The sequence below is a fragment of the Pseudomonas sp. RIT288 genome (assembly GCF_000631985.1).
GTDB lineage: Bacteria > Pseudomonadota > Gammaproteobacteria > Pseudomonadales > Pseudomonadaceae > Aquipseudomonas.
The window spans coordinates 1-25542 of record NZ_JFYN01000005.1 but is presented as its reverse complement, the minus strand read 5'-3'; the positions used below and the strand labels follow the sequence as shown (position 1 = coordinate 25542).

The window sequence follows — 25542 nt, the reverse complement described above, 5'->3', positions numbered from 1 at the left end:
ATCTCCTTATGCCAACGCGGGGCGTAAATATTTTGGGTTTACGCAGCAATACACCCGATCCAGTCGCGGATTGCTCTTGTCGCTGAAGCACTGGCTGTCCCATCGGCATTTGTGGATGTCGGCGGAGCGGCCCTGCAGGGTTTTGTTGATCAAGTCATTGTCGGCAAACAGCGCCCGCGACATCCCCACCCAATCGCATACACCGTCGGCGAGCAACTGCTCGGCCTTGTCCAGCCCATTGATGAAGCCGGCGTATCCCACCGGCACTGTCGACACGGACTTGATTGCCCGCACCCCGGCTTGCAGGTATTGGTCCATGGTCTCGGAATGCACGATCAACTGGCCGAACGTCGCGCCCATGCACATCGAACATTCCAGCGCGGCAACGCCGGCCTGACAGAGCGTCTGCACGGTTTCCTTGAGGTCCGGATATTGCAGCCCCTCAGCGCCCAGACGGTCGTCGATGCCCAGACGAATGGTGACGATCAGTTGGCCCTGGGTGCGCTCGCGGATGGCCCTGACCACGTCGAGCAACAGCCGCGCGCGGTTCTCTTCGCTGCCGCCATATCGGTCGGTGCGCTTGTTGGTGTGCGGCGAGAGAAAACTGCTCAGCAGGTAGCCGTTGGACGCCTGCAACTGCACCAGACGCGCGCCGTTGGTCCAGGCCAGCCAGGCGGAATGGGCGAACTGCTCGATCACCAGAGCGATGTCGCTTTCGTCCATGATCCGCACGCGATAATCCGGATCAAGTTTCGACACGCGCGGGCAGGGCACGCCGCTCGGGGTCAGCACCGCGACTCCGGTGTGGGTGGTGGTGCCCTGACCCCCGTAATGCTGCAGTTGCACACCCACCGGCGTGTTGACCTGCTCGGCCATGGCGAACATCGCCTTGAGCGATTCGCCCTGATGCTGCTCGAACAGGCCGAGCCCGGTGCTCTGCAGACGCGACTGCGGCGAGACCGTGGCGTTGCACAGAAACGCCATGGCGCAGCCGCCCTCCATGATGCCCTGATAAAACTCGATCATGGCGGGCGTCACGCACCCGCTGTGATCGGCCAGGTCCACGCCCATCGACGCGAAGAACAGCCGATTGCGCAACTCCAGGCCACCGGCCAGCCGCAGAGGCTCCAGCACGTGGGGATAGCGCGGCATCATGCTTCCTTCCTTTGTTCGGGCATCGCCGAGGCTTGATCGAAGGTCATCCACAACGGTTGCCCTAGGACGGGCGCCGGAGCCGGGGTGGTTTCTTCGTGCGAGAAGTAAGCGAATTGTTTGAGCACTTCGCGCCACTTGAAGCGCAACGGCGAGTCCAGCTCTGCCAGATGCAGTTTGAGCGTGCCGGCCTTTGTCGCGTCGCCGGCGTGCAGCGATTGCAACGGCAGGTTGAGCATGCCTTCGTTTTCCAGGTACAGGTAGACGTGTCCGCGCTCGGAGGCGTCGAGCGGGCTGTCGCATTGCACTTGCAGACCGGCCATCGACAGCAGCTCAAGGCGGGCGGAGAGGTGACGGCCAGAATCCAGGCGCACCAGCACTTCATGGCGTATGCCCTTGAGCGGACGGAACCAGCAGGCCGGGTCGATGTTGATATTCCGCATGCGCTTGAACACCGGCATCTTGATCACTTCGCCGTGCAGGCGAATATCGGCCACCAGCTCGCCACGCTGGAAGAAACGCGCACGCTTGTCGACCTTGCGCGCCCGCGGCTGCGCCATGCCCTCGTAGTCGCCGACCAGTACATCCACCTGAAATGAAGACTCGGTGTAACGGGGAAAACTCGACAGCAGATCAACGATGGAAATCGACACCTCGCCGCGGGCGTAACCGCTGTGCTCGTAGAACTGCGCGTACATCGCCTGGCGTGCCGCTTCGATCAGCATCAGGCCGGGCACGTGTTCGTGGTGCTTGCGGTAGAAAAAATAATTGGCGGTGTCGTTGAACAGGGTGAAATAAAGCAGACCCTGCTGCGGGCAGCCGTCCAGGGTTTTCAGGACATCATGCACCTGTCGACGCTGGTCGAGGCTCAGGCCGTTGCCGTAACCGGGCAGTCGAGCCAGTTTGGCCTCAGTGCTTTCCAGCACCCAGACGCCGCTGAGGATCAGGTGGTCGGTGGCCTTTTCGTAATTCGTCAGCAGCTCCGGCAGACAGTCCGACAGGCCCGCCTGTTCGAGTTCTTGCAGGTCAATGATGGTTGGCAGCGAGCGCAGCACCAGACGTTCGCTGTCCAGCCGATAGGCCTGATTGACGATCTCCAGATCCACGGGATCGAGGTTGGCCTGTTGCACGATGGCGGCAGGCAGCCAGGCCGGCAGCAAGTGGTGAGCGTCGTAAATCAGCACATCGTCATCGTGGCCCTTGTGGACGATGTCTTTGGCAACTTTCCTGTGCATGTCGATCATGATCATCCCTCTGTGTTGAACGTTGGTTGTAAGGCAGTTGCTATCCATGGCGTGAAAATCGACCCACACCGAAAGGTGCTGCTCGACGCGTGTCAGCAGCTTCAGTTGATGTGTTTTCTTGTTATCGAGTGTCGGGCAGGGTTACTGCACCGTGATGTAGCAGGCGCCCAGGGTTCGGTTGTCCAGTACCTGCGGCGGTGCCAGCCATTTGTAGTCGATGCCGCCACGTTTGAGCAGGCGTCCGATGGCAATCGGGGACACCGACACCAGATGTGAAACGCCGCAGGTCCTGGCGTACTCCAGCGTGGCCATGAACAGGCCAACGGTGTTTTCGTCGGACATCACCTGTTCGTTTTTGCCGCCCTCGGCATCGAGGTCCAGTGAGGTGAAGCGTGACAGCTCCCAGATGTCATCTGCGCACGGTGCAGGCTTGTCACCGAGCAACGAGGTGAACACCTCACTCAGCAAATACGGTTGGGTGGTCGGCAGCAGGCGGGCGCATCCCTTGATGTTGCCGCCGTCTTCTTCGGCGACGATGTAGTGAGTGCCGATGTGATCGAATTGGTCGAATTCGAAATCGTCCGGCGTGGATAATTGCCAGCCGAGGCGTTCGACGAACACCTGATAGCGATATTGAGCCAAGCGTTGACGCTTTAGTGTCGTCAACTCGTCATAACGTCCTGACAAGTAATCCATCACAGATTCCGTTTAGTGATTGGTTGGGTGGCGATTAAAGTGCACACTGCGCTCGCATACTACCTGTCACCCTTGACAGCTAGCGGAAACATTTGGAAATATGCTAGGCATGTTGGCAAGAGGCCGACAGCATTAACTGTGGGAAAGGAATCTCTATGTCGTATTGGCAGGCTGAACTGTTGGAAAACGCCATGTCTGCAACGGATGTCGAGTTGTTGTTCGACAATATCAAGACCGTTGCCAGGCAGTTGGAGTTTGATTATGTGGCCTATGGTTCACGCAGGCTTTTTCCCATCACCAAACCTTGTCTTTTTCTCGCCAATAATTATTCGCCCGCCTGGCAAGCTGCCTATTCCACCAATCGTTACCTGGAAATCGACCCTTACGTCATGCGCGCAATGCGCAGCGTGAAACCGGTGCTGTGGGACGCTGAACTCAAGGCTCAGACACCTGAATTCTGGCAGGATGCGCAGGCTCACGGGCTCTCGGAGGGCTGGGGGCAGACGCTGCTCAATAGCGAAACCCAAGGGCTGGTGACCTTTGCCCGGGGCAGCGAGACGATCACCGCGCTGGAACTCGAAACCAAACAGGCGCAGCTGTCCTGGCTGGCCCAGATCACTCACCTGGGCCTGACGCGCCTGCAAATGCGCGGCGTGGATTCGGCGCTCCCGGTGCCGATAGAACTGTCGCAGAGGGAAAAGGAAATCCTGCAATGGACCGCTGACGGAAAGTCATCGGACGATGTTTCGGTGATCCTTGGCATCAGCAAAAGGACGGTAAACTTCCATATTAACCATTGCCTGAAAAAACTCGGTTGCCAAAACAAGATCGCTGCTGCAGTTAAAGCTTCGCTGATGGGTCTGCTCTGGAAATAATTACCCCCGTCATTTATTGGATAACTAACTGGTGAATAACCGGGTGAGTGTGCGCGAGTTCACAGATTGACCTGGTTAATAATATTTCACTTATAAGCTAATGCCTTTTCAAGCGTAACGAACTCATCAAGAAACTTCAGTTATACCGTCACAATCATTCCTGTCGACGTTGTCTGTTCAACGGTGCGACCAAACGCCACGGCGCAGGTTTCATGCCGGCTCGCCATGATGCGTGGCCTCGTTTCTGCATGGCGCACAGCACATACGGAAAACCGTCACGTCCAACACGCATCATCCGCCCGAGTCGGGCTAAGGAACATCATCGTGAAAATCAACTGGGCCGAGAAACTGCGGCAAAACGTGCACCAACTGGCCGAGTCCCTGGGCAATCTGTTCGTCGAGACCTTCCACTACCTGGCGCTGTTCGCCATTGGTGCGGTGACCGCGTGGGCGGCGGTGATGGAATTTCTCGGCATGCTCGAAGAGGGCCACATCAAGATCGATGACATTCTGTTGCTGTTCATCTATCTGGAACTGGGGGCGATGGTCGGGATTTACTTCAAGACCAACCACATGCCGGTGCGCTTCCTGATCTACGTGGCGATCACTGCGCTGACCCGCTTGCTGATCTCCAACGTCTCGCACCACAACCCGCCGGACATGGGCATCATCTACCTGTGCGGCGGCATTCTGCTGCTGGCGTTCTCGATCCTGGTGGTGCGTTACGCCTCGTCGCAATTTCCGTCGGTGAAGATCGAAAAACCGCAACGCAAACTCGGCGCCGGCTCCGGTGAACACCCCGAGATCGAGAAGGGCGAACTCTAAATCCCGGCTGACGGTCGAGAGCGGCCGTCAAATGGCTGCGGTGGCGGGGGCAGACCGTCGCCGCCGGTCATCGCTTCAAGGATTGCCATCGCGCTGTGACCCTGTTCGATGGCGATGCCGAACTGAATGCTTTGCACCAGCCGTTTGAGCCGTACCGGATCGTTGCGCTGGTCGGCGCTGATCATCCGTTTGGCGACGATCCGGCCGCTGTTCGACAGGGTCAGCATGATGCTGCCGTCCAGCCCCTGAATGCTCAGGTTGATCTGATAGTCCGGCGCGAAGGCATCGGTAATGATCTGAAAAGGGTTGTCCATGATGCGTCACCGCCTGATTGAACGTGCAGTTGTTGACCGGCCGTGATCGGGTTGGTTCGCAATACCTGATCATCGGCGATTCCGTGGCCTGTGTTGTTGCTTTATGTAGGAGCTGCCGCAGGCTGCGATCTTTTGACCTGTGCTGTTTTGACTTCAGTCATGAAGATCAAAAGATCGCAGCCTCGTAGCACTCGACAGCTCCTGCACACGTCATAGCAAGGGCTGTGCCGGGAAAATTGTTGGACAATGGATACGGCATAAAAAAGGCGAGCCCATGGCTCGCCTTTGTCATTTGTGGCCCGTTTCAGGGCAGAACCGAGTAGATGATCGCCGGCAGTGCAATCAGGCCGATCAGCACCACGAACACGTTGGACGCCTGTCCCGAGTACTGGCGCAAGGCTGGCACGCGGCGGATGGCGTACATCGGCATCAGGAACAACAGGCAGGCAATCACCGGCCCGCCGAGGGTTTCGATCATGCCGAGGATGCTCGGGTTGAACGTGGCCACGGCCCAGCAGCTGAGGATCATGAACAGCGCGGTTGCACGGTTCAGCCAACTCGCCGACATCACCTTGCCACGACCGCGCAGGCTCTTGACGATCATGCCCTGAAAGCCTTCGCTGGCGCCGATGTAGTGGCCGAGGAAGGATTTGGTGATCGCCACCAGCGCAATCAGCGGTGCGGCGTAGGCGATGACCGGGGTCTGGAAGTGGTTGGCCAGATACGACAGGATCGAAATGTTCTGCGCCTTGGCCGCAGCCAGATCGGCCGGCGACAGCGCCAGCACACAACTGAAGCAGAAGAACATCACCGTCACCACCATTATCCCGTGGGCCATGGCGAGAATGCCGCTGCTCTTGCGTTCGGCTTCGGCGCCGTAGCGCTGTTTCTGGTCGACCGCGAAAGCGGAGATGATCGGCGAGTGGTTGAACGAGAACACCATCACCGGGATCGCCAGCCACATCGTTTTGAGGAACGTCGACAGCGGCATTGCCTCTTGAGCGCTGGCGAAGAACGCGCCGTTCCAGTTGGGGATCAGGCTCAGGCCGAGTAACAGCAGTGCGGCAACGAACGGATAGACCAGCACGCTCATGGCCTTGACGATCACGTTCTGCCCGCAGCGTACGATCGCCATCAAGCCGAGGATCAGCACCAGCGACAGGATTGCCCGAGGTGGCGGGGCGATGTGCAACTGGTGTTCGAGAAAGCTGCTCAAGGTGTTGGTCAGCGCGACGCTGTACACCAGCAGAATCGGGAAGATCGCGAAGAAGTACAGCAGGGTGATCAGCTTGCCGGCACCGATGCCGAAGTGCTCTTCGACGACTTCGGTGATGTCGCCCGAACGCCCGGACAGCACGAAGCGGGTCAGTCCCCGATGAGCGAAGTAAGTCATCGGGAACGCCAGCAGTGCCAGAATCAGCAACGGCCAGAAACCGCCGACACCGGCATTGATCGGCAGGAACAAAGTGCCGGCACCAATCGCGGTACCGTACAGGCCGAGCATCCAGGTGGTGTCGGATTTGCTCCAGCCCTTGTGGGCAGTTTCTGTATTGCGTGTGCGATCTACAGCGGGATTTTCGGCAGCAGGTGTACGTACATCGGTCATCGTTTTTGCCTCGTTATTATTTTTGCTCGGGCTCACGGTTGGCAGGCCGCAAGTTGCAGCCCGCCGGGGCAGTCAGGGAATGCGCGTCAGCATTCCACCCAGCTCACGGCCAGGCCGCCCCGTGAAGTCTCTTTGTACTTGTCGTGCATGTCGGCGCCGGTATCGCGCATGGTGCGGATCACCCGGTCGAGGGAAATGAAGTGTTTGCCGTCGCCGCGCAGGGCCATTTGCGTGGCGTTGATCGCTTTCACCGCAGCGATGGCATTGCGCTCGATGCAGGGCACCTGCACCAGGCCGCCGACCGGGTCGCAGGTCAGGCCGAGGTTGTGTTCCAGGCCGATTTCGGCGGCGTTCTCCAGTTGCTCCGGGGTTGCGCCGAGTACTTCAGCAAGGCCCGCAGCGGCCATGGCGCAGGCCGAACCGACTTCACCCTGGCAGCCGACTTCAGCGCCGGAGATCGAAGCATTTTTCTTACACAGAATGCCGACGGCGGCGGCGCCCATGAAGAACGCGACCACGTCATCGTCAGACGCATCCGGATTGAATTTCATGTAGTAGTGCAGAACGGCGGGGATGATCCCGGCTGCGCCATTGGTCGGCGCGGTGACCATGCGCCCGCCGGCAGCGTTCTCCTCGTTGACCGCGAGGGCGAACAGGTTGACCCACTCCATCGCCGACAGCGTCGAACTGATCACGTTCGGCTTGCCGATTTCCAGCAGGCTGCGGTGCAGTTTCGCCGCGCGGCGCGGCACGTTCAGACCGCCGGGCAGGATGCCTTCGTGGCGCAGGCCCTGTTCAACGCACTCGCGCATTACCGACCAGATGTGCAGCAAGCCGTTACGGATTTCAGCGTCGCTGCGCCAGGCCCGTTCGTTGGCCATCATCAGCTCTGAGACTCGCAGGTTGTGGGTTTTGCACAGGCTCAGCAGTTCGGCAGCGCTGGAAAAATCGTACGGCAGCACCACGTCGCCGGCTGGTGCCACACCGGACTCGGCTTGCGCCGCTTCGATGATGAAACCGCCGCCAATCGAGTAATACGTCTGCGTAAACAGCTCGGCGCTTTCGCCGAAGGCTGTCAGCGACATGGCGTTGGGATGGTAGGGCAGGCTTTCGTCCAGCAGCAGGAGATCGTGTTGCCAGTTGAAGGAGATTTCTCTCTGCCCGGCCAGAAGCAACACGCCGCTTTCGCGCAGTTGCTGGATGCGTGGGTCGATGGTCGCCGGATCGATGCTGTCCGGCCATTCGCCCATCAGGCCCATGACCGTGGCGCGGTCGGTGGCGTGGCCGACACCGGTGGCCGACAGCGAACCGTACAAACGGATTTCCACGCGGCGGACATCGTTGAGCAAGCGTTGGTCGATCAGCGCTTGGGCGAAGGTCGCGGCGGCACGCATCGGGCCGACGGTGTGGGAACTGGACGGACCGATGCCGACTTTGAATAGATCGAAAACACTGATAGCCATGCTAAACCCTTACAAGCAATGGAGTAGGAATCGCTGCCATTTTTTGTAGGACAAGCGCAATGTCGGCGATACTGCCTACCTCGGTCCTACGTGACCAACGAAACTTCCTAAGAAAGCCTTTAGCAGGACTAAACGATGAGTCGTCAATTGCACGCCCAGACCTACGTCTGGCTGCAGGTGTTTTCCTGTGCCGCGCGGCACCTGTCGTTCACCCGTTGCGCGGAAGAGCTGCACATCACACCGGGGGCGGTCAGCCAGCAGATTCGCCAACTGGAAGAGCGTCTCGGTTTTCGCCTGTTCCATCGCCGGGCGCGGGGTGTCGAGTTGAGTGCGGAAGGCCAGCGGCTGGCTATCACCGTCAATGAGGCCTACGGCAGCATCGATGCTGAATTGCGTCGACTGGATGCGGGGATGATCAGCGGAATTCTGCGGGTGCGCTCGATTCCGTCGTTCCTCAGCAAATGGCTGACCCCGCGTTTGCCGCGTCTGCAACAGCGTTATCCGGATATCCAGTTGCGCCTGGTGGCCGAGGACAGCAGCGTGCCGTTGCACGAGGGCGACTTTGATCTGGCAATCGATTTGAACGACGGCAGCTACCCGGGGCTGTTATCCACAGCCTTGCTCGATGAGCAGATTTTCCCGGTCTGCGCGCCGAGTTTGCTGCGCGGACGCCCTCCGCTGCACGGGCCGGCGGATCTGGTGCATTTCCCGTTGTTGCACGACATCACCGCCTGGCGCGGCAGTTATGAATACGCGGAATGGGAGTTCTATCTGAATGCGATTGGCTTTGAAGGCGCCGACGTACGGCGTGGGCACACGTTCAATCGCAATCACCTGACCATCGAAGCGGCGATCGCCGGTATGGGCGTGGCGATTGCCCGGCGCACGTTGCTCAACGATGAGCTGGAGCGCGGGACGTTGATTGTGCCGTTCGGTCTGTCGGTGCCCAACCATAAACGCTACGTGCTGCTGTATGCGCCGGGGGCCTTGAGCCATCCGGGCGTGCGTGCGGTGCATGACTGGCTGGTGGAGGAGGCGGGGATTTTCCGCAGCTTGCACCCGTTGAACGACGGGCAATTGTGAGCAGATTTTGCAGGGTTGCGAGGCGACCCAACTCCCGACCTTACCAGTGACTTGCTCGGTTGTCCGGCTTTTTTTGCGAATGAATATTTATCTTTTTTCAGGGGTTGAAATGTTCGTCAGTCGGGCCGATTGTTGTAACCAAGGGGTCAGGAAATTCAATTCAAGGCCTCTCGCGAGCTAGCTGAAATAAGGGATGAACTATGCAAATCCAAGTCAACAGCGATAACCATATTCAAAGCAGTAAACGACTGGAGGAGTGGGTACGTACAACCATTGAGAGCACGCTCGACCGTTATGAAGAAGACCTGACCCGTGTCGAAGTCCACCTGAGCGACGAGAACGGCGACAAACCAGGTCCCCATGACTTGCGCTGCCAACTGGAAGCGCGGCCAAAAGGCCATCAACCGATTTCCGTCACCCATAAAGCCGATTCGCTGGAACAGGCGATCGACGGTGCAGCCGAAAAACTGGAACACGCGCTGGAGCACCTGTTTGGCAAACTGCGAGGCAAACCCCGCGCCGCCATCGTGCCATTCAGCAAGGCGAATGACGCACTGCTGGAGGAAGAATTTCTGGAGAACGAACAGGCAGCGATCAACAGTTGATGCGCTGATTTTTCAAGCCACCCCATGAGAACGGGCCTGCGCAAGCAGGCCCGTTTTTTGTTTGGTCAATGGTGTGGCGAGGGAGCTTGCTCCCGCTGGGCTGCGAAGCAGCCCCAAAACCTGCAGCGGCGTTCAACAGCGAGACCGTATTAGCAGGATTTACGGCTGCTTCGCAGCCGAGCGGGAGCAAGCTCCCTCGCCACAATTTTCTTAGAAAGCTACAGACGTTTGTACATACACCGTGCGCGGTTCACCCACGTACTTGCCCTTGTTGTTGTCATCAAACGAGCGGGTGAAGTACTGGGTATTGAAAATGTTCTTCACCCCGACCGCCACGTTCAGATCCGACAGTTGCGGGCCGAAATCATAACCGGCGCGGCTGCTGAACAGCATGTAGCCCGGGATCTTGCCGGTGCTGCCGTCGGCGCTTTCCTTGGAGGTGTTGGCGTTGTCGGCGAACTGGTCGCTCTGGAAGCTGCTGTCGACGTTGAGTTTCCACGGGCCTTCGGTGTAACCAACGCCAATCGTGCCTTTGTGTTTCGACGAGAACGGTACGCGATTGCCCTTGTTCGGCCCGTCTTCGCGGATGGTCGCGTCGACGTAGGCATAAGTGGCGTACACATCGAAACCGGCCAGTGCCGGGCTCAAGTCATCCAGCGCGTAATTGACGCTGGTCTCGATGCCCTGATGACGGGTCTCGCCACGGGCAATCACCGAATCGTTGGTCTGGTTGCTTTCGTACTGGTTGTCGAAGTTGATCAGGAAGGCACCAATCTCGGCGCGCAATGCGCCGTTGTCATAACGGGTACCGAGTTCCCAAGTGCGAGCCTTCTCCGGTTTCACTTCGCCGCTGCTCACACGGTTGGGCATCTGACTGTATTGCACGCTGCCGAACGAACCTTCGGTGTTGGCGTACAGATTCCAGCTGTCGCTCAGGTGATACAGCACGTTCAGCGCCGGCAGCGCGGTGTTGTAGTCGCCCTTGTATTTGACGTCCGTCAGGTTGTTGGTCTGCTGCGACTCGATCATCTCGTAGCGCACGCCCGGGGTGATGGTCCATTTGCCGATGTCGATGCGATCGTCGACGAAGAACGCATTGGCTTCGGTGCCGCCGCGGGTATCGCGGTCGTTGCGGCTGTTGGTGGTCGGGTATTGGTTGCTGCTGATCGGCGTGCGATAGCGCAACTCGTGGCCAGCCTCGTTGATGTAGCGGTAACCGACGCCGACTTCATGGCTGGTCGGGCCGAGGTCGAAGCCCTGTGCGAAGCGCGTTTCGAAACCGCGTACCCAATACTCGCGCGGTGACAGCGAGAGGAAACTGCCCTGATCCAGATACCCGCTGCGCAGGGTCTTGGTGAAGAAAGTGTTGGCGGTGAATTCGCGGCGATCTTCCTGATAGCGATAGCCGAAGTTGAACATTGTGCGACGGCCCCAGAACTGGTCTTTCAGGCGCGTCGACTGATACGGATCGGCGTCGTAATCGGCGACGCCGAGGCCACCGGGCATGTCGGCCTTGCCTTCGTAATACTGGGCCATGGCGTTGAAGCTGTTGGCGTCGTCGAGCTGGTATTTGCCCTTGAGGATCAGGTCGTCGATTTCGCTGTCGCTGTGTTCACGCCAGTCACCGCCACGGGTGCCGGAGTACAGCAGCGCGCCACCCAGACCATTTTCGTTGGTGCCGCCAGCCAGCAGGTTGGCACTGGTCTTGAAGCCGTCATGGCTCGACGACGGGCTGGTTTCCGTCTGGAAACCACCCTTGACCGTCGGCTCATCCGGGATGGCGCGGGTCACGAAGTTGACCACGCCGCCGACGTTCTGCGGGCCATAACGCACGGCGCCGCCGCCACGCACCACGTCCACGGCATCCATGTTGCCCATGCTGATCGGCGCGAACGACAACTGCGGCTGGCCGTACGGTGCGAACGGTACGGGAATGCCGTCCATCAGTACCGTCGAGCGCGCGGCCAGGCGCGGATTGAGACCGCGAATGCCGAAGTTCAGCGCCATGTCGTGGCTGCCGGTGCCGTTGTTTTCCGGAGCATTGACCCCGGGGATGCGATTGAGCACGTCGCGCGCCTGAGTCGCGCCCTGACGTTCAAAGTCTTCGCGGCGGATCACGTCGCGGGCGCCGGGGTGTTCGAACACGTTGACCTGCGCCGCGTCACCGAGCCAGTCGCCGACGACTTTCGAGGTGTCCAGCTCCAGCGCCGTGTCGGCCACAGGTTGCAGGCTGAACGCATTGTTGCCCTCGGCGCGAGCTTGCAGGCCGGTGCCTTCGAGCAGCGCATCGAGACCTTGTTCGGCGCTGTAGCTTCCCTCCAGACCACGGCTTTGCACGCCGCGGGTGATCTGCGAACCGAAGGAAATCAGCACGCCGGCTTCACGACCAAACTGGTTGAGGGCGTTTTCCAGCGACGCCGGGGCGATGTGGTAAACCCTGGTTTCGGCGGCCATGGCCGGCAGAGCGCTGAAGCTCAGGCTGGCGCCCAGTATGAGGTTGCGCAGGCGGCGGGCCAGTGGCGTGAGGCGGGTGGGGTGCATGAAGGTTGATCCTGAGAAGGTTGAATCAAGGGGGCTTTCCTTCTCTGTCACGCCAGATCTGAAAAACGGCTCATTTATTTTTCGAGGGCAAAAGATTGCAGCCTTCGGCAGCTCCTGCAGGATGTACACCGAGCCAGTGTAGGAGTTGCCGCAGGCTGAGATCTTTTGATTTTGCTTCTACGCCCGCGCCTCGACGCTCACCCAATAGCGGGTAAACCGCCGCACTTTCACCGGCAGACTGATTTGCAGCAGATCAAGAATTCGCTCGCTGTCGTCCAGTGGATAAGTCCCGGAGATCAGCAGGTCGGCCACTTTCGCATCGCAATGCAACTGGCCGCGACGGTAGCGGCCGAGCTCTTCAAGAAAATCGCCCAGGCGCATGTGTGCGGCGATCAGCATGCCGTCGGCCCAGGCGCCGCTGTTGGCGTCCAGTGGCTTGGCTTCGCTGATCGAGGTGGCGCTGAAACTCAGCTGACGAGCGACGGGCAGCCACATCGGCGCGTGCCCGTGGCGGGTCAATTCGACCTGGCCTTCGAACAGCGCCACCTGCGTGCGATCGGCAAATTGCCGGACGTTGAACCGGGCAGCACTGGTTTTCAACAGTCCTTGTGCCGTGCGCACTTCGAACGCCTGTGCGGTACTCAGGAGGATCTCGCCTTCCAGCAGACGAATCAGCCGTTGCGTGCTGTCCACGTCTGCCGCGCTCGCGGTGTTGAGCTGCAACTGACTGCCCGCACCCAGCGTAACTTTGCGTCGCTCACCCAGCGGACTGCGGTAATCGGCGAGCAGCGTCGGCAGTGGATTGTGCTCGCGCATGCCCCAGGTGACGGCAGAACCGGCACCGAGAAGCAGCAGCAATTTGAGCGCCTGACGGCGGCTGGAAGACTTCTGCCCGTTCAACGCGGCGTGGGCCAATGGTGACGCCACGCCGCGCAAGCGCTGGTTGACCCGCTGCATGTGCTCCCACGCCCGACGATGTTCGCTGTGGGCGTCCAGCCATTGCTGCCAGGCTTGTTGCTGGCGCGGGGAGAGCGACCCTTGCTGCATTTCCATCAGCCAGTGCACGGCCTGTTCGGCCACTTGCGCAGAGAAATCCGGAACGCGATTCATCGGGCGAAGTAGCAGCGCAGGGCGGCTTTTTGCAGGTGACGCTTGACCGTGGCTACGGAGATGCCCAGCTCGGCGGCGATTTGCGGATAAGTCAGGCCATCGACCTGCGCCAGCAAAAAGGCGCGTTTGACCGGTCGTGGCAAGCCATCGAGCAACTGATCCAGTTCGATCAGGGTTTGCAGGATGATCGCTTTGTCTTCCTCCGATGGCGCGGTCACTTCCGGCATCTGCGCCAGGGTTTCGAGATAGGCGCGCTCCAGGTCCTGACGGCGGTAATGATTGAACAGCACGCGTTTGGCGAGGGTGGTGAGAAAGGCGCGCGGTTCGATGATCACTGCGGGGTCGCGGGCGCTGAGCACGCGGAGGAACGTGTCTTGTGCCAGATCCGCCGCGCTGTCCGGGCAGCCGAGTCTGCGCCGCAACCAGCCGGTGAGCCAGCTGTGGTGGTCGTGGTAGAGCGATTCGACGGGATGGGCGGACGGCAAGGGTATTACTCCGGGCGCATGATCGATGCGTTAGAGAACAAGAACTGTTCGCATTGTAGGGGTGGGCGAGGGTGTCCGGCAATCAGATGCTTTTGCGTATGAGAATATTTATCATTAATATTGCTCGCCTGTTGGTTCGGCTTGTCGGCCGGACGTTTTTTCGTTTCAGGGTCGAAACATGAAAGGCAAACTCGCCTCACTTCCCATGTCCTATCGTCTGGCTGTCACCTCGCGGGTGCTGGCGGCGGTGTTCGGCGGCTATCTGGTTGCGGCGTTGGCCAGTGTCGCCTTGACGATGTGGCTGCCGTTGAGCCGCGCCGAAGCGGTGGTGACCGGCATGACCATTTCCTTTCTGGTCTATCTGGTCGCGGTGCTGTGGTGTTTCGCTTGCCGCACGGCGTGGTCGGCGTGGGTCGGTCTGCTGGTGCCAAGCGTGATTCTGGCGACGGTGTCCGGCGCCGCACGGGGCTTGGGCTACGCATGAAAGAGGGCTTTCGTCAGTCGATGGCCTGGCTGCACACCTGGACGGGACTGGTGTTCGGCTGGCTGCTGTTTGCGATTTTCCTGACCGGGACGCTGGCCTATTTCAAGGATGAGATCAGCCACTGGATGCAGCCGGAAATTCCCGCGCGGCCCATCAATGCCGAAGCGAGCCTGACCCTGGCGCAAAGTTATCTGCAACAACACGCCGCCGGTGCCTCGCGCTGGCTGATCGACTTGCCCGACGCCCGCGATCCCGGCCTGACGGTGCGCTGGCAGCAGGCCCCGAACAAACCGGGCGAGCGCGGCAAGTTCGAATCCAGAACTCTCGACGCGCAGACCGGCAGCGAAGTCCAGGCCCGCGAAAGCCTGGGCGGCGAGTTCTTCTACCGCTTCCATTTTCAGCTGCAAATGCCCTATCCGTGGGGCCGCTGGCTGGCGACGATGGCGGCAATGGTGATGTTCGTCGGGCTGATCACCGGCATCATCACCCACAAGAAAATCTTCAAGGACTTCTTCACCTTTCGCCCGCGCAAAGGCCAGCGTTCATGGCTCGACGGGCATAACGCAGTCGGCGTGCTGGTGCTGCCGTTTCACCTGATGATCACCTACAGCAGCCTGGTGATCTTCATGGCGATGGTCATGCCGGCGAGCATTCTGGCGTCCTATAACGGCGACGTGCGCGCCTTTTACGACGAAGTTTTTCCGGCATCGAAGACCCCTGAGCGAGCCAACCGGGCGGCGCCGCTGAGCCCGATGGCGCCACTGCTGGCCAAGGCCAGCGAGCAGTGGGCGGGAGGCAGCACCGCGCGGCTGACGGTGAACAACCCGGGGGACGCGAATGCCTCGGTGGTGCTGTCGCGCCGTGGCGACCGCGTCGTCCATGATTTCGGTCGCGCGGTGACGTTCAATGGTGTCACCGGCGAGCGCCTCGGCAGCACGCCGGAGCAGCCCGTGGCGATGGCGGTTGGCGGCACGTTCTACGGTTTGCACATGGGCCACTTCGCCGGGGCGACATTGCGCTGGCTGTATTTCATCTGCGGTCTGGCGAGTACCGCGATGATCGGCACCGGGTTGGTGATCTGGCTTGGCAAGCGCCAGCTCAAACACGCCAAAAGCGGCGTGATGCCGTTCGAGTTGCGTCTGGTGGAAGTGCTGAACATCGCCAGCATGGCCGGACTGGTGGTGGCGGTAGCGGTGTTCTTTTTGGCCAATCGCCTGTTGCCGGCAGATCTGGTCGGGCGCGCCGATCAGGAAGTGGAAGCGTTCTTTATCGCCTGGGCCTTGAGTGTGGTGCATGCGTTGCTGCGCAAAGGGCGAAAGGCCTGGGTCGAACAGCTCGCGCTGGCTGCCGTGCTGTTTATCGCGGTGCCGCTGATCAATCTGACCACACCGTGGAATCTCGGCGAAACGCTGGCGCAAGGTGACTGGACGCTGGCGGGTTTCGATCTGACTTGCCTGGGCGCAGGCCTGTTCCTCGGCTGGGCCGCATGGAAAATGCAGCGCGCTGGCAGCGCCGTCAGCGTGAAAAAAACACCCTGCGAAAAGCCTCGACCGATCGCGCTTGAGCAGGAGGTCAATTGATGTTGCTGGCGTTGTTGCTGTGCTACGCCGGGTTCAGCGCGTTGTGTCTGTCGATGCCTCGGCACCACGATGAACTGCTCGGCAACAAACCCTCGGTCCGACGCGCACGGGTTTTGAAACTCGCCGGCTGGCTGTTGCTCGGGCTGTCGCTTTGGGCGGCAGTCGCTGCACACGGCTGGAGTTTCGGTCTGGTCGACTGGTTCGCGGTGCTCATGCTCAGCGCCTTGGCGTTGGTGCTGTTGCTGCCGTATCGCCCACGTCTGGCCCTCGCACTGGCCGGGTTGAGCCTGCTGGCCAGTCCGGTCGCCGCCTGGGCGCAGGGCTGACATGCTGATCGGTCATCCTCCGGAATCCCGCGACGACGAGCCGCACGGCGCGCGTGCGCATTTTCTCCAGGTGTTCCTGTCGCAGCGCTCGCAGATGGAAGCGCTGGTGAACCGGCGCGTCGGTTGCCGGGCCACGGCGGCGGATCTGGTGCAGGATCTGTTCCTGCGTTTCTGGCGGCGGCCGCTGGTGCAGGTCGAAGAACTCAGCACCTACCTTTTGCGTTGCGCCGGCAACATCGCCATCGACCACTTGCGCAGCGAAGGCACGCGCGTGCGGGTCAACGAGGGCTGGCAACCGGATGAGCCGGACAGCCACGGCAGCGAACCGCAAGCCGCGCTCGAAGCGGGCAATGATCTGCGCCATGTCGAAGCGGCATTGCGCGCGTTGCCCGAGCGCACCCGGCAGATCTTTTTGCTCAATCGCATCCACGGCCGCAAGTACGCGGACATCGCCAAAGCCATGGGGCTGTCCCAAAGCGCCGTGGAAAAACATATGATGCGCGCCCTCGAGGCCTGCAAGGCCAGCCTGCGCGAACCCGCGCCACGCCTGCCAGGGAAAGCACCGTGAAACCCACCGACCGCGTCACCCCGACGCCCGCTCAGGAACAGGCCGCGCTCGCCTGGCTGAGTCTGCTGCACGACCGCCCGAGCACTGGCGATCAACTGACCTTCAGCCAATGGCTGCGCGCCGACCCGGCCCACGCCGAGGCCTATGCCCAGGCGCAAGTACTCTGGGAGTTGAGCGAAAGTCCGGCGCGTACCTTGGCCGATGAAGAGGCGTTTGCGTTGCAGGGCTACCTGAATGCGATGGATCGTCCGCGTCGTTCAACGCTGGTGCGTTGGTCGGGCGCGCTGGCGATGGCCGCGTGTCTGATGCTGATGATCAGCCTCGGCACGGGCTGGCAGCCGCAGCGCTGGATCGATGATCTGGGCGCCGATTATGTCTCGGCACCGGGGCAAATCCGCACGGTGACCCTGGCCGATCAATCGCAAGTCACGCTGGATGCCGACAGTGCCATCGCCGTGGATTTCAGCCATGGCGAACGGCATGTGCAGCTTCGCCGTGGCGCCGGTTTCTTCAGCGTCACGCATACGGGGGATCCGTTTGTGGTCGCGGCGGAGAAGGGCGAGACGCGGGTACTCGGCACGCAATTCGAAGTGCGACTGCAGCCTCACGGTGCGCAGGTCACGGTGCTGTCCGGGCGCGTTGGCGTGACGGCGGATCGCAACGCGCCGCAGCAGATTCTGACGGCCGGACAACAAGTGGCTTTCGCTAACGGCGCGGCAGAAAAACTCCATGCGGTGGACAGCGAGGCACGACTGGCCTGGCGTCAGGGCTGGCTGACTTACTACAAGGCGTCACTGGCCGATGTGGTGGAGGATCTGCGGCGTTATTACCCAGGGCGGATCGTTGTGCTCAACGATGAGCTGGCGGCGCGCAAGGTCAGCGGCAGTTTTCCGAGCAAGGATCCGCAGGCGGTGCTCAGTTCCCTGCAAGGGGTAATGGGGTTTGAGCAGCATCAGGTGCTGGGGCATCTGATCATTCTGCGCTGAGGGGGCTGGCCCTTTCGCGAGCAGGCTCGCTCCCACCTTTGGAATGCATTCTCTGTGGGAGCGAGCCTGCTCGCGAAGGCGTCGGCACCGAAAACGCACGTCCCGAAAAATATTTTCAAATTTGTGGTGAGGTAAACCACAGCCCCATCCGTGTAGTGACTGAAACTGCGATTCATTCGCATCCGTTGCGGTTCTACACAGGTCATTGAGCAATGAAGTCCAGGGCAAAATCGGGTTCGGTCAAACAGTGGTTGGGTGTTTCGGCATTGAGTTTTTGCGCATTGGCGCTGTTGCCGATGAGCGTGGCGCTGGCCGCTGAAACCGTCAGCAGCCCGGCGCAGAAACAGTTCAATTTCTCCCTGAGCGCCAAACCGCTGCCCCAGGCTCTGAGCGACTTCAGCCGCGTCACCGGGCAAAGTGTGGTCTACACCGACGAAGCGCCATACGGCCTCAATGCCCCGGCGGTCAGTGGCCAGATGAGCGCCGAACAGGCGCTGCAACGCCTGCTCAGTGGCTCCGGCATGACCTTCCGCCGTACCGACAGCCACACCCTGGCGCTGGAACCGCAGCCCAGCGCAGGCGCACTCAATCTTGGCGCGACCACCATCACTTCGATGCGTGACGAGTCGATGAGCTATCAGCCGCCGCAGACCAGTTCGGTGATGCGCTCCTCGGCTTCGTTGCAGGAAATCCCGCAGACCGTCAACGTGATCCCGGCCCAGGTCATTCGCGATCAGGCCCCGCGCAATCTCGACGATGCGCTGGCCAACGTCAGTGGCATCACCCAGGGCAACACCTTGGGCAGCACCCAGGACTCGGTGATGACCCGTGGCTTCGGTGACAACCGCAACGGCTCGATCATGCGCGACGGGATGCCGATCGTGCAGGGCCGCGGCATGAACGCCACGGTCGATCGGGTCGAAGTGCTCAAGGGCCCGGCCTCGTTGCTCTACGGCATTCAGGACCCGGGCGGTGTGGTCAACCTGGTCAGCAAGAAGCCGGAACTGACTCAATACAACGCCTTGACCCTGCGTGGCTCGACCTACGGCGACGGCAAGAATGGCAGCGGCGGCACCTTCGACAGCACCGGTGCGCTGGGTGAATCCGGGCTGGCCTACCGGCTGGTCCTGGATCACGAAGACGAAGATTACTGGCGCAACTACGGCACTCACCGCGAGACGCTGATCGCACCGTCGCTGGCCTGGTTCGGCGAGCGCACCAAGCTGTCGTTCGGCTATGAACACCGCGAGTTTCTCACCCCGTTCGACCGTGGCACGGTGATCGATCCGCGCACCAACCATCCGCTGGACATCTCGCGCAACGAGCGTCTGGACGAGCCGTTCAACGACATGGAGGGGCGTTCCGACCTCTACCACTTCGAGGCCGACCACGAACTCAATGACGACTGGAAAGCTCACTTCGGCTACAGCTGGAACCGCGAGACCTACGACGCCAGCCAGGTGCGCGTGACCGCCATCGACACCAAGAAAGGCACGCTGACCCGCAGCATGGACGGCACGCAAGGCGCGATCAGCACTGACCGTTTCACCACCGCCAGCCTCGAAGGCAAGGTCAACCTGCTGGGCATGCAACATGATCTGGTGTTCGGCGTTGACGATGAGTACCGCAAGATCTACCGCGCCGACCTGATCCGCCAGAAAAGCCTGAGCACCTTCAGCTATGTCAATCCGGTCTACGGCCGCGAAGTCGAAGGCACCACGGTCAGCCCGGCGGACAGTGCGCAGACCGATCTGCTGCGCAGCGATTCGGTGTTTCTGCAGGATTCCATTCACCTCAATGACCAGTGGATTCTGGTCGCGGGCGGGCGCTTCCAGGAGTACGACCAGTACGCCGGCAAAGGTGTGCCGTTCAAGGCCAACACCGACAGCAACGGGCAGAAATTCGTACCACGCGCGGGGCTGGTGTATCGCTACACCGACGAGTTGTCGTTCTACGGCAGCTACACCGAATCGTTCAAACCCAACTCGACCATCGCCCCACTCAGTGGCAGCAGCACTGTGCTCGACGGCAGCATTGCACCGGAAGAAGCCAAGTCGTGGGAACTGGGGGCGCGTCTGGATATGCCGGGGCGCATCACTGGCAATATCGCACTGTTCGACATCAAGAAGCGCAACGTGCTGGTCTCCAATTCTGAAGGCCCGACCACCATTTACAGCGCGGCGGGCGAAGTACGTTCCCGGGGGCTGGAGCTGGATCTGACCGGTCAACTGACCGATCGTTGGAGCCTGATCGGCGCCTATGCCTACACCGATGCCGAGGTCACCGAAGACCCGGACTACAAAGGCAATCGCCTGCAAAACGTGGCAAAGAACAGCGGCTCATTGTCGGCGGTGTATGACTTCGGCAGTGTGATCGGTGGTGATCAACTGCGGGTCGGTGCCGGGGCGCGGTATGTCGGCGAACGCGCGGGCAACGCGGTGAATGATTTCGACCTGCCGAGCTATACCGTGGCCGATGCGTTCGCCACTTACGACACCAGACTTGAAGGGCAGAAGGTCAAGTTCCAGCTCAACGTGAAGAACCTGTTCGACCGTACCTACTACACCTCGGCGGCGAGCCGGTTCTTTGTGTCGATGGGCGATTCGCGGCAGATTTCGTTGTCGAGCACGCTGGAATTCTGATCCGTAAACAGCAAAAGATCGCAGCCTGCGGCAGCTCCTACAGGGGAAACGCATTCCAACTGGAGGAGCTGCCGCAGGCTGCGATCTCTTGATCTGGCTCTAACGCAAAAACGCCTGCCGATATTCCCCCGGGGTCCCACCCAACACCTGCCGAAACCGGTTGGTGAAATGACTGGCACTGGCAAAGCCGCACGCCAGCGCGATTTCCCCCAGCGGCAACGCCGTCCCGCGCAACAATTCCCGCGCCCGGTTCAAGCGCCGTGCCAGTACGTACTGATGCGGCGGCAAGCCAAAGCTCACGCGAAACATCCGCGCAAAGTGGTATTCCGACAACGCACACAGCCCGGCCAGTTGCCCGAGGCTGATCGGTTCGGCCAACTGACTGTCGATGAACTCGACCAATTGCCGCCGCTGATGGGGCGCCAGTCCGCCCTTGAGGCGCAAACCCTGGCGCGCGCCGACCTGGCTGAGCAGGGTATGGCTGATCAATTCATGGGCAATGCTGCTGGTCAGCAAGCGTTCGGCAGGTTCGTCCCAATTCAGCGTCAGTAACTGCCGAAAGCGTCGGGCCTGCTGCGGGTCTTCCAGAAAAGTCTGCTCACGCAGTTGCATCTCTCGCGGCTCGCGATCGAGCAAGGTGACGCACCCCAACGCAAACTGCTCGGCACTGAAATACAGATGAGCGAGGCGGATATCGCCGTTGATCACCCAACCGGATTCATGATCCGCCGGCAGGATGCACAGCTTGTCCGGCCCACCCTTGTGGCCCGGTTGGCCGCGACGAAAAGTCCCGGTGCCACCGGCGATGTAGCAGGACAGGGTGTGGTGGCTCGGCGCTTCGTATTCCTGGGCATCGTGGTGGTTGGTCCACAAGGCCGCAGACAAGCCGTCACCGAGCTCGGCGCTGTGCACAAGGCGTGCGTTCGGCGAGCGGTTGAGGGCTTGAAAGACTTGCAGGGTATCGATAGCGGCCATGTTCGGTTCTCTCCAACGCCTTGCATCCTACTCCGTAGCCTGCGCGCTGCCAGCCTGTCGAGCGACAAAAGCGCAAGAATCTGCAAGCGCGCCGATCCTGGCTGCCGCACCCTGAATCTCCATACAACACAACCCTGTAGCGAGGGAGCTTGCTCTCGCCGGGCTGCGCAGCGGACCCATCAGTGAGTGCTGCGCACTCAAGCGCGAGCAAGCTCGCTCGCTACAGAGTGTCCGGTGTCCTCAGGAGTCTCGTCATGAACCTTTCGCTGTATCTGCTGACCGTGCTGATCTGGGGCACCACCTGGATTGCCCTGAAATGGCAACTGGGCGTAGTCGCGATTCCGGTATCGATCGTCTATCGCTTTGGCCTCGCCGCGCTGGTGCTGTTTGTGTTGTTGCTGCTCAGCCGGCGGCTGCAACCGATGAATCGGCGCGGGCATCTGATCTGCGTGGCGCAGGGTTTGTGCCTGTTTTGCGTCAACTTCATGTGCTTTCTGACCGCCAGCCAGTGGATACCCAGCGGGCTGGTCGCGGTGGTGTTTTCCACAGCCACTTTGTGGAATGCGCTCAATGCCCGGGTGTTCTTCGGTCAGCGTATCGCCCGTAACGTGCTGATGGGGGGAGCGCTCGGCCTGTTTGGTCTGGGAATGCTGTTCTGGCCGGAACTGGCCGGCCATCACGCGAGCCCGCAGACCTTGCTCGGTCTTGGCCTGGCGCTGTGTGGCACCTTGTGTTTCTCGGCGGGCAACATGCTGTCGAGCCTGCAGCAGAAGGCCGGTCTGAAACCGTTGACCACCAACGCCTGGGGTATGGCCTACGGGGCGGCGATGTTGTCGGTGTGGTGCCTGGTCAAAGGCATTCCGTTCGATATGGACTGGTCGCCACGTTACGTCGGCGCGCTGCTGTATCTGGTGATCCCTGGCTCGGTGATTGGCTTCACTGCCTACCTGACGCTGGTCGGACGCATGGGCCCGGAGCGTGCAGCCTATTGCACGGTGCTGTTTCCGGTGGTGGCGCTGAACGTGTCGGCGTTTGCCGAAGGCTACCAATGGACGGCGCCGGCACTGGTCGGGCTGGTCCTGGTGATGTTCGGCAACGTCTTGGTATTTCGCAAACCTCGTACCGTGGCATTGCCCCGTCAGGGCAAGTTGGCTTGAGCATGTAACTGTTCGGGCGCTAATGTTCAGCGCTCGATTTTTATTACGATGTAAATCATCAGCGGCAAGATAAAATCGACAATATGCCGGGCCCAATCCTTGGCGTTCCAGATTCTTGAGGTGTCCATGTCGAACCATTCGATACCGATAACTTGAAAGCATACGTAGTAGATGAAAATAGCTATTAAAAGGCCAATGATCGAAAACTTCTTGGCTTCATGGAATTCCTCGCTGGACGCGTTAATGTTCTTGAGTAATTGATAGGCACCCAACATGCAAAATGCGCTGAAAGTGACTTCCAGGGTAATGATCAACCAGTAGACGCGGTGGTGCAGAATTGGCGAGGTGATGGCGCGGTAGCGCAAGTTGACGTTGTGTTCGGTGGTGTCCATGCTCAGGATATGCGCGACATATTGGTAGTTTGAACCGTAGTCGGTGAAATTGCTGAACATCATCAGCAAGCCAAAAAAACTGAAGTAGCACATCAGTATGACTTTGCTGTAGCGGATAATTTTATCCATGGTCAGAGCGTTCAAGTGTGTTCTCCATAACATTTTTCGAGAGTTCGATATGCCGTGAGAGTTTATAGCGGGGTCTTTTTTTTTGGTGACGGGTTGAATTGCAAAGTATGTGCAAGTGCGTAACTTGACGGGCAAGTGTCTTCTGACACTTGCCCGATTGTGTTTAACCGCGCCAGACCTGCGGGTTCACCAGATCCTGTGGACGCTCGCCGAGCAAGGCACTGCGCAAGTTGCTCATTGCGCGATTGGCCATGGCTTCGCGGGTTTCATTCGTAGCGGAGCCGATGTGCGGCAATGTCACCGCATTTTTCAACTGGAACAGCGGCGATTCGGCCAGCGGTTCTTTCTCGTAGACGTCCAGACCGGCGCCGCGGATGCGGTTATTTTGCAGGGCTTCGATCAACGCCGGCTCGTCGACCACCGGGCCACGGGAAATGTTGACCAGAATCGCGCCCGGTTTCATCAGCGCCAGTTCGCGGTGGCTGATCAGGTGGCGGGTCTTGGCGCTGAGCGGCACGACCAGGCAGACGAAATCAGCCTCGGCGAGCAACTGGTCGAGGCTACGAAATTCTGCACCGAGTTGTTGTTCCAGTTCGGCCTTGCGGCTGTTGCCGCTGTAGAGGATCGGCATGTTGAAGCCGAAGTGGCCGCGGCGGGCGATGGCGGCGCCGATGTTGCCCATGCCGACGATGCCCAGGGTTTTGCCGTGGACGTCACAGCCGAACAAGGGGGCGCCGACGCTGGCTTGCCATTGGCCGGCCTTGGTCCAGGCGTCGAGTTCGGCGACGCGGCGGGCGCTGCTCATGATCAGGGCGAAGGCGAGGTCGGCGGTGCTTTCGGTGAGCACGTCCGGGGTGTTGGTGAGCATGATCCCGCGTTCATTGAAGTAGTCGAGGTCGTAATTGTCGTAGCCGACGGAGACGCTGGAGACCACTTCGAGTTTTGTGGCGGTTTCGAGCTGGGCTTTGCCGAGTTTGCGGCCGACGCCGATCAGGCCGTGGGCGTGGGGCAGGGCTTCGTTGAATTGGGCGTTGATGTCGCCGTTTTTCGGGTTGGGGACGATGACGTCGAACTCTTGCTGGAGGCGTTCGATCATGGGCGGGGTGATGCGGCTGAAGGCCAGGACTGTTTTTTTCATTGGGCTTGGGCTCGGCTGTCTTTATTACCAAGCACGCTAACATTTCTTTGTGGGGTTTGGCTTGTCTTGGCGGCCTCTGGGCCGACCATGCTTCTGGGTTTTGGGTGTTTATCTGTTGCTTCGGGTGTTGCGGCTGGCGGTTTCGCCCTTACGGCGAGTCACTTTTCCAGACGCCGAAAAGTAACCAAAAGGCTTGGCCCCGGCGTACGGCCCTCGCCGTGGCTCGGGTTCCTTCGTTGCGGGGTTCATCCGGGGGCATCGCCTCCGGTTTGCTTCGCTGCACCTCCTCTCGATGTGTTTGGCTGCGCCAAACGTCGCTGCGCTCCCACCCCCGGATAACCCCCTCCACTCAGCCTGCCGATGGGGCCGGCACGGCAAGATCAAGAGCTTTCGGCGAGCTGACACTCGGCCATTGAGTGGTGAAGAGCATGCGTTCGGCTTTTGCTCTTCTGCAGGAGCCAGCCTGCTGGCGATGGCGGCCTGACAGCCGACCAGTCTCCAACTGACTGACCCAATCCAATTGTAGGAGCGAGCCTGCTCGCGATGGCGGCCTGACAGCCGACCAGTCTCCAACTGACTGCCCCCATTCCACTGTAGGAGCGAGCCTGCTCGCGAAGACGGCCTGACAGCCGACCAATTTCCAACTGACTGCCCCCATTCCACTGTAGGAGCGAGCCTGCTCGCGAAGACGGCCTGACAGCCGACCAATCTCCAGCTGACTGCCCCCATCCAATTGTAGGAGCGAGCCTGCCCGCGAAGACGGCCTGACAGCCGACCAATCTCCAACTGACTGACCCAATCCAATTGTAGGAGTGAGCCTGCTCGCGAAGACGGCCTGCCAGCCGACCAATCTCCAACTGACTGCCCCATTCCCACTGTAGGAGCGAGCCTGCTCGCGAAGACGGCCTGCCAGCCGACCAATCTCCAACTGACTGCCCCCATCCAATTGTAGGAGCGAGCCTGCCCGCGAAGGCGGCCTGACAGCCGACCAATCTCCAACTAACTGCCCCATTCCCACTGTAGGAGTGAGCCTGCTCGCGAAGACGGCCTGACAGCCGACCAATCTCCAACTAACTGCCCCCATTCCACTGTAGGAGCGAGCCTGCTCGCGAAGACGGCCTGCCAGCCGACCAATCTCCAACTGACTGCCCCCATCCAATTGTAGG

23 protein-coding genes are annotated in these 25542 nt (G+C 60.4%); 11 read left to right on the top strand and 12 right to left on the bottom strand.

Annotation, left to right across the window (positions count from 1 at the left end; all coding sequences use genetic code 11):
• Positions 1–6 precede the first annotated feature (6 nt).
• From BW33_RS06050 to BW33_RS06040, 3 genes are all read right to left on the bottom strand, one after another.
• A complete protein-coding gene (locus BW33_RS06050) occupies positions 7–1155 on the bottom strand; it encodes an oxidoreductase (protein WP_047597774.1) in 1149 nt (382 codons plus the stop codon).
• Positions 1152–2396 carry an AfsA-related hotdog domain-containing protein gene (locus BW33_RS06045; RefSeq protein WP_047598023.1) on the bottom strand — a complete coding sequence of 415 codons (1245 nt, stop codon included), beginning with the start codon at positions 2394–2396 and terminating at the stop codon, positions 1152–1154. Before BW33_RS06045 ends, BW33_RS06050 begins: the two co-directional genes overlap by 4 nt.
• A gap of 141 nt (positions 2397–2537) precedes the next feature.
• Positions 2538–3092: an acyl-homoserine-lactone synthase gene (locus BW33_RS06040; RefSeq protein ID WP_047597772.1), complete on the bottom strand. Its 555-nt coding sequence runs from the start codon at positions 3090–3092 to the stop codon at positions 2538–2540.
• Positions 3093–3247: 155 nt separating this feature from the next.
• Between BW33_RS06040 and BW33_RS06035 the strand changes: the two genes are divergently transcribed.
• Entirely contained in the window at positions 3248–3967 is a 720-nt protein-coding gene (locus BW33_RS06035; protein WP_047597770.1) for an autoinducer binding domain-containing protein, read from the top strand.
• Positions 3968–4291: 324 nt separating this feature from the next.
• A complete protein-coding gene (locus BW33_RS06030; protein WP_003221775.1) occupies positions 4292–4792 on the top strand; it encodes a phosphate-starvation-inducible protein PsiE in 501 nt (166 codons plus the stop codon).
• Here the strand turns inward: BW33_RS06030 and BW33_RS06025 are convergent.
• The 3 genes from BW33_RS06025 to BW33_RS06015 all read right to left on the bottom strand — a co-directional run bounded on the left by BW33_RS06025 (position 4789) and on the right by BW33_RS06015 (position 8175).
• The gene (locus BW33_RS06025; RefSeq protein WP_047597768.1) at positions 4789–5106 is read right to left on the bottom strand and encodes a DUF3509 domain-containing protein; all 318 of its coding nucleotides are present in this window, start codon (positions 5104–5106) and stop codon (positions 4789–4791) included. The two genes, BW33_RS06030 and BW33_RS06025, sit on opposite strands and share 4 nt — an antisense overlap.
• 304 nt (positions 5107–5410) lie before the next feature.
• Entirely contained in the window at positions 5411–6712 is a 1302-nt protein-coding gene (locus BW33_RS06020) for an HAAAP family serine/threonine permease (RefSeq protein ID WP_047597765.1), read from the bottom strand.
• A gap of 86 nt (positions 6713–6798) precedes the next feature.
• Positions 6799–8175 (bottom strand): L-serine ammonia-lyase, encoded by a 1377-nt coding sequence (locus BW33_RS06015; RefSeq protein WP_047597763.1) that lies wholly within the window; start codon positions 8173–8175, stop codon positions 6799–6801.
• 135 nt (positions 8176–8310) lie between these two features.
• Between BW33_RS06015 and BW33_RS06010 the strand changes: the two genes are divergently transcribed.
• Positions 8311–9258 (top strand): LysR substrate-binding domain-containing protein, encoded by a 948-nt coding sequence (locus BW33_RS06010; protein ID WP_007914183.1) that lies wholly within the window; start codon positions 8311–8313, stop codon positions 9256–9258.
• Between the two features lie 200 nt (positions 9259–9458).
• On the top strand, positions 9459–9863 hold the full coding sequence (locus BW33_RS06005) for an HPF/RaiA family ribosome-associated protein (RefSeq protein ID WP_007968091.1): 405 nt from the start codon (positions 9459–9461) through the stop codon (positions 9861–9863).
• Positions 9864–10073: 210 nt separating this feature from the next.
• Here the strand turns inward: BW33_RS06005 and fecA are convergent, their stop codons facing one another.
• The 3 genes from fecA to BW33_RS05990 form a co-directional block, all read right to left on the bottom strand.
• Positions 10074–12404, bottom strand: a complete 2331-nt coding sequence (fecA, locus tag BW33_RS06000) for a TonB-dependent Fe(3+) dicitrate receptor FecA (protein ID WP_047597760.1) — start codon at positions 12402–12404, stop codon at positions 10074–10076.
• Between the two features lie 177 nt (positions 12405–12581).
• The gene (locus tag BW33_RS05995; protein ID WP_047597759.1) at positions 12582–13514 is read right to left on the bottom strand and encodes a FecR domain-containing protein; all 933 of its coding nucleotides are present in this window, start codon (positions 13512–13514) and stop codon (positions 12582–12584) included.
• Positions 13511–13999, bottom strand: coding sequence for a sigma-70 family RNA polymerase sigma factor (locus BW33_RS05990; RefSeq protein ID WP_047597757.1), 489 nt, complete (start codon positions 13997–13999; stop codon positions 13511–13513). The genes BW33_RS05995 and BW33_RS05990 overlap by 4 nt, the downstream gene beginning before the upstream one ends.
• A 178-nt stretch (positions 14000–14177) precedes the next feature.
• Here BW33_RS05990 and BW33_RS05985 point away from each other — a divergent pair, with 178 nt between their 5' ends.
• The 6 genes from BW33_RS05985 to BW33_RS05960 all read left to right on the top strand — a co-directional run bounded on the left by BW33_RS05985 (position 14178) and on the right by BW33_RS05960 (position 20585).
• Positions 14178–14483 (top strand): DUF3649 domain-containing protein, encoded by a 306-nt coding sequence (locus BW33_RS05985; protein WP_007967542.1) that lies wholly within the window; start codon positions 14178–14180, stop codon positions 14481–14483.
• On the top strand, positions 14480–16063 hold the full coding sequence (locus tag BW33_RS05980; RefSeq protein ID WP_047597755.1) for a PepSY-associated TM helix domain-containing protein: 1584 nt from the start codon (positions 14480–14482) through the stop codon (positions 16061–16063). The genes BW33_RS05985 and BW33_RS05980 overlap by 4 nt, the downstream gene beginning before the upstream one ends.
• Complete coding sequence (locus tag BW33_RS05975) at positions 16063–16389, top strand: DUF3325 domain-containing protein (protein ID WP_047597754.1); 327 nt, start codon at positions 16063–16065, stop codon at positions 16387–16389. The genes BW33_RS05980 and BW33_RS05975 overlap by 1 nt, the downstream gene beginning before the upstream one ends.
• Before the next feature lies 1 nt (position 16390).
• Positions 16391–16957: an RNA polymerase sigma factor gene (locus BW33_RS05970; RefSeq protein WP_029977467.1), complete on the top strand. Its 567-nt coding sequence runs from the start codon at positions 16391–16393 to the stop codon at positions 16955–16957.
• Positions 16954–17943 (top strand): FecR family protein, encoded by a 990-nt coding sequence (locus tag BW33_RS05965; protein WP_047597751.1) that lies wholly within the window; start codon positions 16954–16956, stop codon positions 17941–17943. Before BW33_RS05970 ends, BW33_RS05965 begins: the two co-directional genes overlap by 4 nt.
• A 212-nt stretch (positions 17944–18155) precedes the next feature.
• On the top strand, positions 18156–20585 hold the full coding sequence (locus tag BW33_RS05960; protein ID WP_047597749.1) for a TonB-dependent siderophore receptor: 2430 nt from the start codon (positions 18156–18158) through the stop codon (positions 20583–20585).
• 99 nt (positions 20586–20684) lie between these two features.
• Here the strand turns inward: BW33_RS05960 and BW33_RS05955 are convergent, their stop codons facing one another.
• Positions 20685–21560: a helix-turn-helix domain-containing protein gene (locus BW33_RS05955; protein ID WP_047597747.1), complete on the bottom strand. Its 876-nt coding sequence runs from the start codon at positions 21558–21560 to the stop codon at positions 20685–20687.
• A gap of 254 nt (positions 21561–21814) precedes the next feature.
• Here BW33_RS05955 and BW33_RS05950 point away from each other — a divergent pair, with 254 nt between their 5' ends.
• The gene (locus BW33_RS05950) at positions 21815–22717 is read left to right on the top strand and encodes a DMT family transporter (protein WP_047597746.1); all 903 of its coding nucleotides are present in this window, start codon (positions 21815–21817) and stop codon (positions 22715–22717) included.
• Positions 22718–22743: 26 nt separating this feature from the next.
• Here the strand turns inward: BW33_RS05950 and BW33_RS05945 are convergent, their stop codons facing one another.
• Entirely contained in the window at positions 22744–23253 is a 510-nt protein-coding gene (locus tag BW33_RS05945) for a DUF2165 family protein (RefSeq protein WP_047597743.1), read from the bottom strand.
• Between the two features lie 148 nt (positions 23254–23401).
• Complete coding sequence (locus BW33_RS05940; RefSeq protein WP_047597740.1) at positions 23402–24376, bottom strand: 2-hydroxyacid dehydrogenase; 975 nt, start codon at positions 24374–24376, stop codon at positions 23402–23404.
• Positions 24377–25542 lie beyond the last annotated feature (1166 nt).

What these genes read in the sequence shown, in the direction of transcription:
- BW33_RS06050 (WP_047597774.1), bottom strand. Translation starts at nt 1,155, where the DNA reads ATGATGCCGCGCTATCCCCACGTGCTGGAGCCTCTGCGGCTGGCCGGT.
- BW33_RS06045 (WP_047598023.1), bottom strand. Translation starts at nt 2,396, where the DNA reads ATGATCGACATGCACAGGAAAGTTGCCAAAGACATCGTCCACAAGGGC.
- BW33_RS06040 (WP_047597772.1), bottom strand. Translation starts at nt 3,092, where the DNA reads ATGGATTACTTGTCAGGACGTTATGACGAGTTGACGACACTAAAGCGT.
- BW33_RS06035 (WP_047597770.1), top strand. Translation starts at nt 3,248, where the DNA reads ATGTCGTATTGGCAGGCTGAACTGTTGGAAAACGCCATGTCTGCAACG.
- BW33_RS06025 (WP_047597768.1), bottom strand. Translation starts at nt 5,106, where the DNA reads ATGGACAACCCTTTTCAGATCATTACCGATGCCTTCGCGCCGGACTAT.
- BW33_RS06020 (WP_047597765.1), bottom strand. Translation starts at nt 6,712, where the DNA reads ATGACCGATGTACGTACACCTGCTGCCGAAAATCCCGCTGTAGATCGC.
- BW33_RS06015 (WP_047597763.1), bottom strand. Translation starts at nt 8,175, where the DNA reads ATGGCTATCAGTGTTTTCGATCTATTCAAAGTCGGCATCGGTCCGTCC.
- BW33_RS06010 (WP_007914183.1), top strand. Translation starts at nt 8,311, where the DNA reads ATGAGTCGTCAATTGCACGCCCAGACCTACGTCTGGCTGCAGGTGTTT.
- BW33_RS06005 (WP_007968091.1), top strand. Translation starts at nt 9,459, where the DNA reads ATGCAAATCCAAGTCAACAGCGATAACCATATTCAAAGCAGTAAACGA.
- fecA (WP_047597760.1), bottom strand. Translation starts at nt 12,404, where the DNA reads ATGCACCCCACCCGCCTCACGCCACTGGCCCGCCGCCTGCGCAACCTC.
- BW33_RS05995 (WP_047597759.1), bottom strand. Translation starts at nt 13,514, where the DNA reads ATGAATCGCGTTCCGGATTTCTCTGCGCAAGTGGCCGAACAGGCCGTG.
- BW33_RS05985 (WP_007967542.1), top strand. Translation starts at nt 14,178, where the DNA reads ATGAAAGGCAAACTCGCCTCACTTCCCATGTCCTATCGTCTGGCTGTC.
- BW33_RS05980 (WP_047597755.1), top strand. Translation starts at nt 14,480, where the DNA reads ATGAAAGAGGGCTTTCGTCAGTCGATGGCCTGGCTGCACACCTGGACG.
- BW33_RS05975 (WP_047597754.1), top strand. Translation starts at nt 16,063, where the DNA reads ATGTTGCTGGCGTTGTTGCTGTGCTACGCCGGGTTCAGCGCGTTGTGT.
- BW33_RS05970 (WP_029977467.1), top strand. Translation starts at nt 16,391, where the DNA reads ATGCTGATCGGTCATCCTCCGGAATCCCGCGACGACGAGCCGCACGGC.
- BW33_RS05960 (WP_047597749.1), top strand. Translation starts at nt 18,156, where the DNA reads ATGAAGTCCAGGGCAAAATCGGGTTCGGTCAAACAGTGGTTGGGTGTT.
- BW33_RS05955 (WP_047597747.1), bottom strand. Translation starts at nt 21,560, where the DNA reads ATGGCCGCTATCGATACCCTGCAAGTCTTTCAAGCCCTCAACCGCTCG.
- BW33_RS05950 (WP_047597746.1), top strand. Translation starts at nt 21,815, where the DNA reads ATGAACCTTTCGCTGTATCTGCTGACCGTGCTGATCTGGGGCACCACC.
- BW33_RS05940 (WP_047597740.1), bottom strand. Translation starts at nt 24,376, where the DNA reads ATGAAAAAAACAGTCCTGGCCTTCAGCCGCATCACCCCGCCCATGATC.